The following is a 14,579-nucleotide window of genomic DNA, read 5'->3' as shown; positions in this document are numbered from 1 at the left end:
ACCTCTCTTGTAGGACTGCATCGCCTGCATTTGCCAACAAACCTGTTTCAAGTAGCTTTCCTTTCCGGAAATACTTCACCGCTTTCATAAACGACCCTATCAGCTCAAGACCGAGAGCCCCCTTCAAATTTCTCCAAATTTGTTATACAATTTAAAGGTGTATGTTTTTCGTTGGGGGAGAAACGGAAATGCTAAGGTCGATTTTCTTGATTTTTGCCGCAATAGCCATGGTTCAACCAGCCTATGCAGCAGACACAATACCAAGTAAATTTGTTCAACATAGTGGATCTCTAGCTGCAATCGCGGCGGCTGTTCACAACCTAGAGTGCAGTGAATTGCTGATTTTCGAAGAGGTTAGTGACCCTTATCCAGGGTTCAAAGAGGAAAAAGGTGAGGCAGACACCTACCTTTCCATTACTTGTCATGATGAAGACGGTTCAGGAGGTGTTGGCATCGGATATCACGAAGTCGAAGGATACGTGTCTCCAAGCTATTTTTACGAATTTCCATGAGCATTGTCATTCCACCTCTTTGGGATCTTTCTCACCTTGATGGAGCAGTTTGAAAGATCACCAGATCAGTGTTGATTTTGCGTCTTGAAGACTGGCAGCCCACGTGAATGGCTGCTTAATTCGCGTGGGTTTGCCATAGCAACCGTGGCTATCGGCTACACGATCAAGCTATGCTAGGTGCCAATCAATCTCTTGAAAATGATGCTAGCAAAGCGGCGCGATGATTGCCGGAGCATTTTTGTCGACTAGCCTTTCGCAAGGCCATCGAATGCACCGTCGAGATAGGGCTCGAATTTTTTCCAGGCCTGCGAGCTGTTCCTGTAGATTTCCTGCCTGACTTGTGCGTTCGAAGCGGTCCTTGCCACTCTTCTGTTCTTGTGCGGGGCAAGACAGGCCTCTTCCCACGGCAGGCCCAGATGATCGATGAGCCGTCTGATTTCCTCGTCCGGTTCAACCACAAGAGTGTCATAGTCAAAATCGAAGAGTCTGTCTCCAAACATGCCGTGCCAGTGTTCCATAAGTTCCTGGTAGAGCCGATAATAGTGCCGTACCGTTTTCAGATCATAACTGTAGCCAAGCTTGTCATTCGGGAAATGCAGTTTGAAATTGGACCAGCAAACGGCCGCAGCATCGCGCTGCATGTGAATGATTTTCGCGTCAGGAAAGGCGCTGCAAATGAGGCCGACATGGAGGAAGTTCATCGGCATCTTGTCTGTCACAAAGGGCTTATTATCCGATAGCGCCGTCACCTCTTCGAGATAGGCGCGCCTGAAAGCCACAAGCGCCTCTTTGCTGGCCGGCTTGATCCCGCAGGAGATATCAAGACCCAGATCATGCACGAAATTCAGCTCCCCCGCTCCCTTGACTTGGGAATGGCAGGACAGGATCTGTTCGACCAGCGTTGTACCAGAGCGCGGCATGCCAAGGATGAAAATCGGCGTGGCTTGCCCATCGTCCCGTTCTTCATCAACCGACATGCCCCTCAGGTCCGACGAGGTGGCTTTTATATCCGCAAACAGCTTGCGGTCGGTCTCGAAATCGTATCGCAGCAGCTTCTGGCGGGCCTGCCCGGCGGCTTGATAAGCGTCGAACGCTTCCTTGAGATTACCGATATCCTCCTGCATTTTTGCCATGGCAAAATTGAGAAGACATACGCTGTTGTCATCAAGATCCTTGCGCTTGAGAAGCGCTTTCACCGTGCCAATCCGGTCATCGTCGGCGCTGAACTTGATCATGCTGCTCAAGGTGAAGTGGGCTTCGGCAGACCCCGGCATGATGGTCAGGGCCTTGTTCAGCGCCTCAAGGGCTTTTTCCTTATTGCCCTGTTCCTTGTGAAGCTCGCCAAGCTCACACCAGATCTTGACGGATTTGGGCTCCACCTTCAGAGCTGTTTCGAAGGCCTTGATCGCAGCTTCGGCATTTCCAAGCATCTTGTAAAGGATCCCCAACCGATGGAAACAGCCGGGAAATCCGGGATTGAGCCGGATTGCGGTGCCAAAGGCCTGCTCGGCCTGGCGGAGTTTGCCAGCCTTGACCAGAGCGTCTCCCAGATAGTGATGGGCCTCGGGATGGCGCGGACTGCGCGAAAGGGCCGATCTGAAGCAATTGATCGCTTCATCGATCTGGTTCTTTCTCTGGTATGCGATGCCGAGATTTACATCTGTCTGAATGTCTGTCGGGTTCAATTGCCTTGACTGTTTGAAGGCCGTGATCGCTTCGTCGAGCTGTCCCAGATTGACGCTGGCGATACCGAGAAAGTCCCAGGCGGGCACCATGTCGGGATGCTGCTCGATCAAGCCCCTGGCAAGGGTCGCAACCTCCGCAAACTTGCCCTGAGCCAGTTTCCCGTTCAGCCTGTCAAGCACCTCGACCGGAGTAAGCGGGCGCGTTGTGGGGGCCAGTTTGTCAAGCTCTGCCAACCCCTGTTGCGCACGCTTGTTCTGCGGGAAGCTCTCCAGGATCAGGGCATAGTGCTGTCTTGCCTCGTCTATCTCTCCCTGCTTTATCAGGGCTTTTGCCTTTTTCAAAAGCTGATCGATACGCAACTTTGCCATGGGAGAGATGAACCCTTCTTGAGCACGGAATTACCGCAAGATCTGAATGATACCGGAGACCGGGGCGACATTGCTTCACGTTAGGCCAAGCGTAACCTGCGCGTCCAGAAAGGAATGTTGCTCCTCCTCAGTTTCTGCCCCACCTGCCAACGATGCCTGTCGAGGGGCGGGCTGCCACGGGCAAAAGACAACAGGCCTATCCCGAGGAAAAGAAAAAGGCCCCTTGCAGGGACCTCTCTGAGAGATTGTTACAGCGATGATGCCGGGTGCTGTCCGGCTCCTAGTGGGTCGTGAAATATTGCACGGCGATGGGGCCAAGCACGATGATGAAAATCGCGGGCAGGAAGAACAGGATCATCGGCACGGTCAGCTTTGGAGGCAGGGCTGCTGCCTTCTTTTCAGCGGCGGTGAGGCGCAAGGCCCGGTTTTCTTCGGCCATGACACGGATAGCATCACCCAGCGGCGTACCATATCGCTCGGCCTGAATGAGCGAGGTCATGACGGCACGCACGCCCTCCATGCCGGTTCTCTCCGCGATATTCTCATAGGCTGTGCGTCGGTCCTGCAAGTAGGACAGTTCCGCAGTCAGAATGGTCAGTTCTTCGGCCAGTTCGACACTCGCGGTCCCGATCTCGGCGGCGACCTTCTGGAACCCGGATTCGGCTGTCATCCCCGCTTCGACGCAGATCAGCAGAAGATCCAGCGCATCAGGCCAGGCCTTGGTGATCGAGGCCTGCCGCTTGGAACGCTGGTTTTGCAGATAGAGGATCGGCGCATAGTAGCAGGCATAGGCAAAGAGCAGCGACAGGAACAGCTTGACCATCGGAGGATAGTCCGGCTTGGCAACCAGAAAGATATAGAAAGCCGCAATTGCAAACCCCGCCATGGGCCCGACGATACGCGCGAAGGTGTAGGTCATGACGTGTTTTTCGAGGCGGTAGCCAGCCTGTTTCAGCTTCTTGCGGGTTTCCTTGTCCGTGAAGGCATCACGCATCTTGAACCGGTCAACAATGTTGGTGATCAGTTCTTTGGGCTCCTGGCGCAGGGAAATACGCCCATCCGTTCCACTGTTCAGGATTGCCCTCTCGCGTTTGCGGATACGTTCCCGTTCGTTCGCCACCTCTTTCATGCGCTGGCCAAGCTTGTCATTTTCAAGAAACGGCATCGCCGCGGCAAGAATTGACGCGACAACCGCAACGGCGGTGAACACTGCAAAAATGTCCTGAACGTCAAATCCCATCATGTGCGAAACCCTTATCCTTCGGCTTGCTGTTTGTCTTCGTTTGTCTTTGTCTATACCCGTCTGGACGCTAGATATCGAAACTGATCATTGTCTTCATGACCAGAACACCGATCAGCATCCAGGCAAGAGCGGCGCCCAGCATCATCAGTCCCATTGTTTCCTCGAACATGATCATGATGAAAGACGAGTTGGTCAGATAGATCAGAAAGGCGATAACGAAAGGCATGGCACCAATGATCGCCGCCGATGCCTTGGCTTCCATCGACATGGCCGACACTTTTTCCTTCATCTGCGCACGGGCCCGGAGCACGCGCGAGAGATTGCCCAGCGCCTCGGACAGAGAGCCGCCGGCCTGTGTCTGGATGATGATGACGATGGCGAAAAAGTTGGTTTCGGGAAGCGGAATGCGCTGATGCAGTCGCGGCACCACCTTGGCCAAAGGCAAGCCCATGGCCTGCTCGTCAACCAGACGTCTGAATTCGCTGCGCACGGGTTCGGAGGTTTCAGAAGCTGCAATGACAAGACAATCGCCAAGTGGCAGACCGGTCTTGATCCCGCGCACAATCACGTCGACAGCATTGGGAAACTCGGCAATGAAACGCTGAAGCCGTTTCTTGCGTTTTCGTGCAACCCAGAAGTGGGGCAACCCGACAAGGCCGACGATGCCGACGCCGAGAGCAACAATCGTGTTGAGCCCGCCAAGGAGCGCACCAAGGAAACAGACAGCGCCCGATATCATGCTGTAGATCCAGAATTGCCGGGTCGTGATCGTCAGTCCTGCCTGATCGAGGCGCGAGGAAAGGCTCTGCTTCTTGTTCTTGCCTTTCTTCTGCTGATTTTCCATCTGCTTGAGGTTGGCTTCGATATCCTTGCGGCGGTCGGCGCTTGCCGCCCGCATGCGCTTGTCGGAAATCTGCACCCGGCTCAAAGCTACCGCCTGCATGCGCTGGTCACGGCTGTAATTCTTGGACAATTTCGGATAAAACAAACCCCAAGCGATGCCCAGAACCGCAAAAACCACCAGCAGAAACAGAGCGATGGTAAAAATCAGATCACTGCTGATAAAATCCATGATCCCTGCTCCCGTTAAAAGCTCTGAGGCTCGACATTGGCAGCATCAAGGGCGGCGGCCAATGCGCTCTCTTCGTTATAGTAGCGTGCGCGTTCCCAGAAGGCCGGCCGACCGATGCCGGTCGAGCGATGCTGACCTATGATCTTGCCATTGGCGTCTTCGCCCATCATTTCGTAGAGGAACAGATCCTGGGTGGTAATGACATCCCCCTCCATGCCTGTCACTTCCGTGATATGGGTGATGCGGCGCGACCCGTCACGCAGGCGCGAGGCCTGAATGATCACGTCGATCGAGCCGACGATCATCTCGCGGATTGTCTTGGTCGGCAGGTTGTAACCACCCATTGTGATCATGGCTTCGAGACGGGAAAGCGCCTCACGCGGCGAGTTGGCGTGCAGGGTCCCCATAGAGCCGTCATGACCGGTATTCATGGCCTGCAAAAGGTCGAAGGCCTCAAAGCCGCGAACCTCACCGACGATGATCCGTTCGGGACGCATACGCAGACAGTTTCTGACCAGATCGGTCATGGTAATCTGTCCCTCGCCCTCAAGGTTTGGCGGGCGGGTTTCGAGGCGCACCACGTGGGGCTGCTGAAGCTGCAATTCGGCCGCGTCTTCACACGTGACGATGCGTTCGTCATTCTCGATATAGTTTGTCAGACAGTTGAGCAGCGTCGTCTTACCCGAACCGGTACCGCCGGAAATGACCACATTGCATCGGACCCGACCGATGATCTTGAGGATCTGGGCGCCTTCTGGCGAGATGGAGCCAAAGCGCACCAACTGGTCAAGGGTGAGCTTGTCTTTCTTGAATTTACGAATGGTCAGCGTCGGGCCATCAATGGCGAGCGGCGGCGCGATCACGTTGACACGCGAGCCGTCGGGAAGACGGGCGTCACAGATCGGACTCGATTCATCCACGCGGCGACCGACCTGGGAGACGATCCGCTGACAGATATTCATCAATTGACCATTGTCGCGGAAACGGACGTTGGTCAGATAGACCTTGCCTTGTGTCTCGATATAGGTTTTCTCGGCGCCATTGACCATGATATCGGCGATGTCATCGCGCGCCAGAAGCGGCTCGAGCGGACCATAGCCCAGCACATCGTTACAGATATCATCAAGCAGGTCTTCCTGCTCGGCGATGGACAGAACGATATTTTTGAGCGCGATGATTTCCGAGACGATATCCCGGATTTCCTCGCGCGCCGTTTCGGCATCAAGGCGGGCCATCTGAGCGAGGTCGATCGTGTCGATCAACGCGCCGAAAACGGATGTCTTGATATCGAAATACTGTTCGGAGCGACCCGAGGACGTGCTGTCCTCGATCGGCTGATAGTTCACTTCGACGGCCTGCTTGTAACCCTCCTCCTCTTTCTTGGGAGCGGGTTTCGCAGAAGCCGACTTGGTGGCTACAGCCTTGGCCTTGCCTGTGGGTGCCATGATCGGGGCACCTTCTGTTCCACGTTTTCCGAACATATCTTACTTACCAAAACCTATTTTACTTTTTCAGTTTCCCCAACAGCGGGGCAAACAGGGATTTGCTCGTCTTGACCACTTCCGAACGGCCAGTGATATCGGATGCAAGCTTGTCGAAAAGATCGGCAGTCTTGCTGCTTGATCCCAGCTCACTGATCATCTGGCCATTGTTGGCAGCTTGCCCGAATGTCGGGGCGTCAAATGGAATTTCGATATAATCATCCCGCTCCAGCGCCGCGGCGAAATCCTTGGGTTTGATTTCGGGGCGCTTCTGCATGCCGCACTTGTTGATGATCAGGAAGGGCTGGCGCTCGCCATGGCGTTCATTGGCGATCATGTCGAGGATGTTTTTGGCATTGCGCAGGTTGGCCAGATCCGGCTCGGCGGTGAGCACGATGTCATCGGCTCCCAGCAACAGGCGTTTGTTCCACTCGCTCCAGATATGCGGCAAGTCAAGCACGGTATAAGGGGCGCTGTTCTGAAGCAGTTCGACCATCGGATTGAAAAAATCCCCGTCAAAGTCGCTGGTATGCTCCAGCACTGCCGGTGCCGTCAGCAAATGCAGCCGTTCGCTGCATTTTGTGAGCAACCGCTCCAGATATTGATCATCCAGACGTTCCGCCGCCTTGATTGCATCGGCGATGGTCTGGGGAGGATCCTCGTTGAAGTCCAGCCCGGCCGTCCCGAAGGCAATGTCAAAATCGGTGATGATCACGTCCTGCTGATTGCTGGAAGAAATCGACCAGCCGATATTGTGTGCGATGGTGGAGGAGCCAACGCCGCCCTTGGCACCGATAAAGGCGATTGTCTTGCCCAGAGGATCGGTTTCCGGGCTCATGAACAGATCGCTGAGGGCCTGGATCAACTCGATCTGCCCAACCGGAGCCACGATATATTCGGACACCCCGCGACGCACCAGATCGCGATACATCTGCACGTCATTGATATGGCCGATCAATACCACCTTGGTTCCCACGTCACAGACTTCGGCCAGACGATCCAGGTCCCTGATCAGCTGTTCATAATCATCACCAACCTCGAGAAGGATGAGATTGGGGGTCGGGGTATCGGTGAAAAACTCGATTGCCGATCCGATGCCACCCGAGACCGATTTCATGTGAACACGGGACAAGCGACGGTCATGACCGATGGCCTCTACAGTCGCCTGTATGTTCGGAGACACACAGAATGCACTGATCGAGACACGCGGCAAGGGCCGAATATCCAGAAGACGAGAATTGTCGACCTCTGAGAATTCCTGCTCGAAGGCATGCAGATCTTCGTTTTCACCGAAGCCGGCGGTTGGAATCGGTTGCTCACTCATTTGCTTACCCCCGAGCTGGTTCCAACCTCACTGCCCAAAGCCTCGGACCAGGTTGGTTCTCCGCTACGATAGTGCTCGGTGACAGTGGTCCGACGCATTGAGTCGCGTGGCTCCCACCCTCTCGGCTGAATCAGATCCTCGGGATTTGCGACCATGGCCGCGAAATTCTGTTGAGAGGCACAACCGAAATTGTAACTGCTGACATTCTTGATTGCCTGCAACCGGGTGTCCGGATGAACTTCACAGGCCGGAGACGTCGCGACAACGCGCGGATAGGCCAGTCTGATCGGAGCATCCTCAGCATCGGTTGCGGTGTATGCCACGGTGTCGATCTGGCCCTCGTGCAGACCGTCGCGCAGCAAGTGAAGCCTTACTTCTCTCGCCATCTTGTGGGCGCTGGCCTCATTCTTCGCCCCGGCGGGCACCATGATCTGAACCGCGGTGGCATTTTCAATCTTGAACTCGCGGGCAAAGGCAGAAATCGCCGACTGTGACGAGGGGGTCAGTTTCACGGAGTGAATGCCGACCGGAATATCGATCACCCTTGCGGACTGTTGCAAGGTGATGGGATGTCTCAGCCGATAGTCGTCAGGATAGGAGCCGGTTATCTGCTTGGTAGATTTGCATGCGACCAGCAACAATGCGCAGGAAATGACCGCCGTTATGCGGACAATCGATGCGGATCTGGCAGCGCGCCTCTTTGTCTGTTGCATAGGCTGGATCTCGCCTTGATTGAACATTGCCTCGCCTCACTCGTAACTATAGCCAAATCGGCCATTATATTTCTGGTTCCGCCCCTTGGCGCCGGAGATGTCATAACGCCGGGTCAATGCCCCCCAGAAAATGTCATTCTTGTCTGTGGACACATGCACATTCTCGGTGGGCAATGCCGCCTGTGACCGGGCAATCGGCTGAACGATGTAGGGGGTTACAAAGAACACCAGTTCGGTCTGGCTGCGCTTGTAGTCGCGGGAGCGGAACAATGCGCCAAGAACCGGCAGATCTTTCAAATAGGGGAAGCCATCGATATTCTTGCGGACTTCATCTCGCAGCAGGCCAGCCATCACCATCGTTCCGCCGGAGGGAAGTTCCAGCGTCGTCGAAGACCGGCGGGTCTTCAACCCGGGGATCGTGATGGTGGAGCTTGAATCGCCAACCGTAACGGTCGTATCTGAATCGATCTCCGACACTTCGGACTTGATCTGCATGCTGATGCGGTTTTCAGACAGCACGATCGGCCGGAAGGCGAGCGAAACACCGAATTCCTTGAATTCGACCTGAACCTTGCCATCTTCAACACCGACCGGAACCGGGAATTCACCACCGGCCAGGAAGTTTGCCTTCTCGCCGGAAATCGCCGTCAGATTGGGCTCTGCGAGCCGACGGACCAGACCATTGCGCTCCATTGCCTCGATTGCCGACGCAATCGAACCGGAGCTGCCCGTCAGACCAAGTCCCAGAGATGTGCTTGACAGGCTCTGCAAAGCAACCGAGAAGGGGTTGGATATGACACCACTGCCCGAAAAATTGCCACTGGCAAAGTCTCCGCCAAGGCTGACGCCCAGCTGCTTGATAACGGTGCGCTGAACTTCTGCCACGGTGACACGTATCTGAACCTGTTCGCGGGCCTCGACCGAGATATAGTTTGAAACCTTTTTGCGGTCCCCAACATAGTTAGCGGCTATATCCATGGCCTTTTCCGCATCGGCAGGCTTGCGGACGGAGCCGGAAAGCGCGACCCCTTCGCCGATGCCATCGACTTTGATGTTGGACCCCGGAATCATGCGACGCAGAAGGGCGGCAAGCGATGAATTGTCACGCGCCACATTGACGTCGAAGCTGGCAATCTGATTGCCCTTGCCGTCGAAAAGGATGACGTTGGCCTGGCCGATCTGCATGCCCAGAATATAGATGCGACGAGGCGTGCGAACCACAGCGTCGGCAACGGACGGGCTGGAGACCAGAACGTCCTTTACGTCCCGCGGCGTTTCAATGACAACGGACTTGTTAAGGCCGACGTCGATATTGCGCCCATTGGCGCTTGCTGCCTGAAGACGCATTGTAGAAGCGGCCTCAGCTTCGCCAAAGGGCAGCATGAGACCTGTTGCAAGAAGGCAGAAAATCGCGAGCAGAATGATGCGCAGCCTGTAGTGAACGCGTTGCGGACCGGCGAAAGCGAAATGATCCTGAAATCCGAGCCGAAGCCGATCTGCGTGATCTGCGCCGTCAGAAGCGCGATCATGGGGCATATTGCAGACTTGAGAAACTTCAATCATTGCTTCACGGTCCTTTTACTCATCATACCGGATCGCACCAAGATGATGGTGCCTGTGCTTGTCTGGGCGATGTCCTGTTCTTCCTCGGCATCTTCAAGGGAACGCAGAACCAGAGAAATCGAGCCCTCGGCCTGAGCGGCTGTCAGCGTCTCGACCTGTTGGGGAAGCAGTTCAAGGGTTGCCGTCTCGCCAACGACGACCTTGACGCCATCTTTCTCTTCGGTTGTCTGGTCAATGGCCAGAACTCTCACATTCTTCAGGATGGTCTCGGAGGACACGCCCTTTTTGTTCTGATCGGTCAGGATCACGTCAACCCGATCCTTGGGGAGGATGAAACCGCCGGCGCTGGTTTCTGCCGAAATCGATGTCGCAACGGCGCGATAGCCTTTTGGCAGAACCGAGGACATCATGCCCTTGCCGCCAATGGCCAGCTTTGCTTCGTTGATCGGCTCGCCTTCAAGGAAGGACCCGCGGGCCACCGCCCCAACCAGTTCGCTATCCGCTTCAGGTCGACCATCGCGGATGATATAACCGGGGCCGGTGCTTTCCTTTGGCCATTTGCGCCAAACGAACAAGTCCGCCGTGAGACTGGTTCCCAGCGAAACATTCTTCGATGCGGTCAGGACTTCAACCAAATCAATCGAAGCCTGCTTTTGAACAGGCTCGACTTTGACAACCTGCTTCTTGCCACCCATGGTCTGGGCCAGGATGAGCGCAAAGAGTCCTGCGATCAAAGCTACGGCAATTACGGCGATACGCGCTACTTTCATGTCCAAGTTCCCAAGCTGTTCAGGCATCAGACGCATTCCGAGCGCAAGGGCGCCCGGCCTTAGTCTCCACCACTTATGGTTAACGACAAGTAAGCGGGCAGGATTAATATCGGCTTAATTTTGCAAAAAGAGTGAATTCTGTCATTTGGCTACAATTCCGTCGACGATTTCGAACAATGACTTATGCGCGGTCCTCTGCTGGCTTTGCCCTCCTGCACATGTACCGGGTTCGTCCGGATTGGCGTCGAGGATACCGAGGGAAGGCCTCGGGCGCCTTTGGTCCAGGAAGAGAGCGGGTTTCAGCGCTTTCAGAGCCTTTCGTCCACGATCAGTCTGTTTTTTGAAGTTGACACAAAGAACCTTGCGGCAGGGCTCGATGCGGCCTGCAACAGAGAAGGCCGCTTTGTCACAGTCCGTTCAGGCCATGCAAACCTAACTCTCGGAAACATGGCAGATGCCATGAAAAAAGGCCGGTTGAACCGACCTCACCGACCTTCATACAGTCTTTCAGGGACACACCAATAACGGGTAGGGCCAAATTTTCCGATCAGGAGAGCGCCAGACGGATACCGGTTTCCATCCAGTTGGACATGGAGTAGATGTGAAGACCGGCAGCAGCAAGGGCCAGACCATAGGGGACGCGTTTGACCGAGTAGAGCCGGAAGGCCCAATCCATCTTGAGCAGAAAGGCTGGCATGAAGCGCGAGCGGAAAAGAATGATGAAGATCGTCATGACCGCTCCATAGATTGAGGCCATGGCGAAGAAGACAAGACCATATTCAGGCCCCATCCAGACACCGGCAACGGCGGCAAATTTGGCATCGCCACCACCAATCCAGCCGAAATTCCAGAAGATAAAGGACACGAGAAGCGTAAGAACTCCGACGCCGACATGGGTCATGCCATCGTAAAGACTGAGCCCGGCCCCATAGGCAAAAACCGGAAAGGCAAGAAGAAAGACAAGGGCAAGGCGATTGGAAATGCGCATATTGAAGAGATCCGAGCTGCCCGCATAGGCAAAGACGAGCGGCGCAAAAAGCAGCAGACCCCATGCAAATACGGTATTCATCATCTCTTCATCCCCTTTTCGAACAGACCTGATGGCATCAACTGCCCCTGCTCATTGAGCGTATCAAGCACATTTCCGATGTTTCGACTATCCCTGAAAATGATTACCAAATAATTGAAATATATGATAAAATTTGCTTTTCATGCGCAAAAAGAAGGCCGCCGTTAGGCAGCCTTCATAGAATTCCGAATTCTTCTCAAGGAAGAATACTGACGATTATTCGCCGACGGTAACGCCTTCGAGTTCTTCTTCGATGTTACCGAACAGGGTGTTGATTGCGTCGCCGAGGTTGGTTGCTGCGGTGACGATGCCAACACCGATAAGACCTGCAAGCAGAGCGTATTCGATAGCGGTTGCACCAGATTCGTCGTTAAGGAAGTGAGCGAATTTTTTCATTTTGGACTCCTAAAAATTCCACAATTTGACAGCTCTTTGACCGGAGGGCTCTATGATTTTTTTGTTATGCAATTGCCTTTCGGACACGGGTAGATTTATCAATTAAGTGTTTCTATTCTATTAAATCAAAGGTCAAAATTCTATACAACTGCGATGCTTCTGTGTTTTGGTTAAAAAAATTTAAATATAATTTCCGCAATCACAAAGTTAATCATTCAATAATATTAAGAAAAATAGACATGCTAAGAAATTATACTATGTATAACATGGATAACAAAGTGATAACACTGACAATTTTCTTAGTTCAATTCAACATTTACGCAAAAAATTGAATTCAATATTACCTGAACGACCAAACGGAATGACATAGCGCAGCAGCCTGAAAGCCTGCCTTAAGGCTTCCTTCACCATTTTTGTCCAGTGTAGCTCAGTGATAGTGGTTTGCTGCTTGCGTAAACCAGCCCCGTTTATGGAGACGAATAATGAAATTCGTATCGACTTTGTCTGGATTGCTCATTGTCGGTTGTCTGTTGGCCCCTTCTGCCAAGGCAGAACAGTCCTATCCGGTGATCGATGTGAAGATGGACCGGGCCAAGGTCATGCGTGTTTCACGTCCGGCAGCCATGATCATCATCGGCAACCCGTCCATAGCGGATGCGACAATCAAGGACAGTCAGACCCTGATCATCACCGGCAAGCAATATGGTACGACCAATCTCATTGTTCTTGATGCGGCTGGCGAGCCCATTGCCGATGAGCTCCTGAGTGTCTCGGCTGCCAAGGACAACAATGTTACAGTCTATAAAGGCCTGGCTCGAAGCACTCTGCATTGCTCGCCTGATTGTGAACCGGTCTATCGGTTGGGCGACGACAAGTCCACTCTCGAGGCTCTGGCTGGTGGCATCCAGTTCTATAGCAAAGTCTCCAAGGGTGAAGAAGTCAGCCCGGAACCGAACTGACAGATCAAGACCATATCATTGATATAGTCCCCTCTCTCGCCCGGCCCAACCGGTGTGCTGAGAAGTCGTTAACCAGTTTTCCCAATTATTCATAAAGGCTTTTATGTCATTGTTGTCCCATATATTGGATGCAGCTTTGGCGCGAGTGATCCCGTCCAGCGGCACGACCTGCTTGTTCAATGGCCTTTAGGAACCTCCCATGCGACAGTTTTTTCGATCGCACATCAATAGATTGACGGACAGTCTGCGCTTGAAACCCGTTCACCAACGCAAAGGTTTCATCACGGATTGTGACGGCGCGACTGCGGTGGAATTTGCGATCCTGGCGCTGCCGTTTCTGGCCTTCCTCTATATGCTGATTGCCATGGGCTATGTCTATCTGGCCAACACGACGCTTGAAGATGCGACCCAACAGGCCGGACGCCAGATCCGGGTGGGCGCGGTCGCCTCGTCCAATCTTTCGAAAAGCGGGTTCAAGTCTCTTATTTGCGATGGCGTGGCCATTTCAACCAGCGACTGTCTGTCCAGCATCATTGTGGATGTGACCAGCAGCGAGGATATTTCCGATCTTGATCTCAAGGCGCCGATGACAGATGGAGCGCTCGATATCGGTCAGGAGACCTATGATCCGGGTGAAGCCAGCGATTATGTCATGGTCAAGGCCTATTTGCCGATGGCGGCGGTCAATCAGATCTTCTCTCTGCTTGACTCCGATGCCAGCCCCAATTTCATCCTCTCCTCCGTCATGGTCTTTCGAAGTGAACCCTATGAGTAAACGGATGGCCTTGCCCTCGTCTTTCCCTCACCTGTCAATGGGGTGGTAGATCATGCAGATCAAACACTTGCCTTTCCTGTCCTTCCTGCGCTCCAGTCTCGCCGATTTTTCCAGGGATGAACGGGGCGTTTCGGCCATCGAGTTTGCTATCGTGATCCCGGTGATGTGTCTTCTTGCCGTTGGCTCATGGGAAGTTACCAAGGCAGTCTTGACCAAGAGAAAAACCGCCCATCTTGCAACCTCCATTGCCAACCTGGCCAGTCAGGATGACTATATCACAGTCAGCGATCAGGCGACCTTTGAGGATATCGCCGAGAAAATCCTGTTTCCCTACAATGGCTTCACCCATCGGATTGGCATCATGGGTGTCGAAGTCGACAGCGATGGCGACCTGAATGTCAGCTGCCAGTTCGGGGATGCAGAGATCGACAGCAACACGATCCCTGAAGGTCTGAGGGTTGCAAACACATATTATGTCCTGTCAGCCGTTGAAGTGGAATTCAAGGCGCTGAACAAGGATGTTTCTTTTCTTGGCAGCAAGATCGGACTGACCGACATGACATTCCGGGACACGGCCCTGTTTTCACCCAGAAGCGATGCAGAGCTCAATTGCGAAGAGTGACAGACCTTCGCAACAGTTCTCCGGCA

14 protein-coding genes are annotated in these 14,579 nt (G+C 53.8%); 4 read left to right on the top strand and 10 right to left on the bottom strand.

What is annotated here, in order from left to right:
* The first annotated feature begins 188 nt into the window (after positions 1-188).
* Positions 189-512 carry a hypothetical protein gene (locus tag ACHZB8_RS03975; RefSeq protein ID WP_316858837.1) on the top strand — a complete coding sequence of 108 codons (324 nt, stop codon included), beginning with the start codon at positions 189-191 and terminating at the stop codon, positions 510-512.
* 245 nt (positions 513-757) lie between these two features.
* On the opposite strand, the gene ACHZB8_RS03970 is transcribed toward ACHZB8_RS03975, so the two are convergent.
* From ACHZB8_RS03970 to ACHZB8_RS03925, 10 genes are all read right to left on the bottom strand, one after another.
* Entirely contained in the window at positions 758-2,566 is a 1,809-nt protein-coding gene (locus ACHZB8_RS03970) for a sulfotransferase (protein ID WP_316858836.1), read from the bottom strand.
* A gap of 280 nt (positions 2,567-2,846) precedes the next feature.
* Positions 2,847-3,809: a type II secretion system F family protein gene (locus ACHZB8_RS03965; protein WP_316858835.1), complete on the bottom strand. Its 963-nt coding sequence runs from the start codon at positions 3,807-3,809 to the stop codon at positions 2,847-2,849.
* A 67-nt stretch (positions 3,810-3,876) separates the two neighbouring features.
* A complete protein-coding gene (locus ACHZB8_RS03960; RefSeq protein ID WP_316858833.1) occupies positions 3,877-4,881 on the bottom strand; it encodes a type II secretion system F family protein in 1,005 nt (334 codons plus the stop codon).
* A gap of 14 nt (positions 4,882-4,895) precedes the next feature.
* A complete protein-coding gene (locus ACHZB8_RS03955) occupies positions 4,896-6,362 on the bottom strand; it encodes a CpaF family protein (RefSeq protein ID WP_316858832.1) in 1,467 nt (488 codons plus the stop codon).
* A 22-nt stretch (positions 6,363-6,384) separates the two neighbouring features.
* Positions 6,385-7,686 carry an AAA family ATPase gene (locus ACHZB8_RS03950; protein ID WP_316858831.1) on the bottom strand — a complete coding sequence of 434 codons (1,302 nt, stop codon included), beginning with the start codon at positions 7,684-7,686 and terminating at the stop codon, positions 6,385-6,387.
* A complete protein-coding gene (locus ACHZB8_RS03945; RefSeq protein WP_316858830.1) occupies positions 7,683-8,399 on the bottom strand; it encodes a CpaD family pilus assembly protein in 717 nt (238 codons plus the stop codon). The genes ACHZB8_RS03950 and ACHZB8_RS03945 overlap by 4 nt, the downstream gene beginning before the upstream one ends.
* Before the next feature lie 36 nt (positions 8,400-8,435).
* Positions 8,436-9,962, bottom strand: coding sequence for a type II and III secretion system protein family protein (locus tag ACHZB8_RS03940; protein WP_316858829.1), 1,527 nt, complete (start codon positions 9,960-9,962; stop codon positions 8,436-8,438).
* Positions 9,959-10,732 carry a Flp pilus assembly protein CpaB gene (gene cpaB, locus ACHZB8_RS03935; RefSeq protein ID WP_316858828.1) on the bottom strand — a complete coding sequence of 258 codons (774 nt, stop codon included), beginning with the start codon at positions 10,730-10,732 and terminating at the stop codon, positions 9,959-9,961. Before cpaB ends, ACHZB8_RS03940 begins: the two co-directional genes overlap by 4 nt.
* 547 nt (positions 10,733-11,279) lie before the next feature.
* Positions 11,280-11,804 (bottom strand): prepilin peptidase, encoded by a 525-nt coding sequence (locus ACHZB8_RS03930; RefSeq protein WP_316858827.1) that lies wholly within the window; start codon positions 11,802-11,804, stop codon positions 11,280-11,282.
* Between the two features lie 213 nt (positions 11,805-12,017).
* Positions 12,018-12,197, bottom strand: coding sequence for a Flp family type IVb pilin (locus ACHZB8_RS03925; protein ID WP_316858826.1), 180 nt, complete (start codon positions 12,195-12,197; stop codon positions 12,018-12,020).
* A 482-nt stretch (positions 12,198-12,679) separates the two neighbouring features.
* On the opposite strand from ACHZB8_RS03925, the gene ACHZB8_RS03920 reads away from it, so the two are divergent.
* The 3 genes from ACHZB8_RS03920 to ACHZB8_RS03910 all read left to right on the top strand — a co-directional run bounded on the left by ACHZB8_RS03920 (position 12,680) and on the right by ACHZB8_RS03910 (position 14,553).
* A complete protein-coding gene (locus ACHZB8_RS03920) occupies positions 12,680-13,156 on the top strand; it encodes a pilus assembly protein N-terminal domain-containing protein (protein ID WP_316858825.1) in 477 nt (158 codons plus the stop codon).
* Positions 13,157-13,355: 199 nt separating this feature from the next.
* Positions 13,356-13,931, top strand: coding sequence for a TadE/TadG family type IV pilus assembly protein (locus ACHZB8_RS03915; RefSeq protein WP_316858824.1), 576 nt, complete (start codon positions 13,356-13,358; stop codon positions 13,929-13,931).
* Between the two features lie 52 nt (positions 13,932-13,983).
* Complete coding sequence (locus ACHZB8_RS03910; protein ID WP_316858823.1) at positions 13,984-14,553, top strand: TadE/TadG family type IV pilus assembly protein; 570 nt, start codon at positions 13,984-13,986, stop codon at positions 14,551-14,553.
* Positions 14,554-14,579 lie beyond the last annotated feature (26 nt).

Source organism: uncultured Cohaesibacter sp. (assembly GCF_963556055.3).
GTDB lineage: Bacteria > Pseudomonadota > Alphaproteobacteria > Rhizobiales > Cohaesibacteraceae > Cohaesibacter.
Note: the sequence above shows the minus strand (reverse complement) of the source record. Positions and strands in the feature narration are given on the sequence as shown.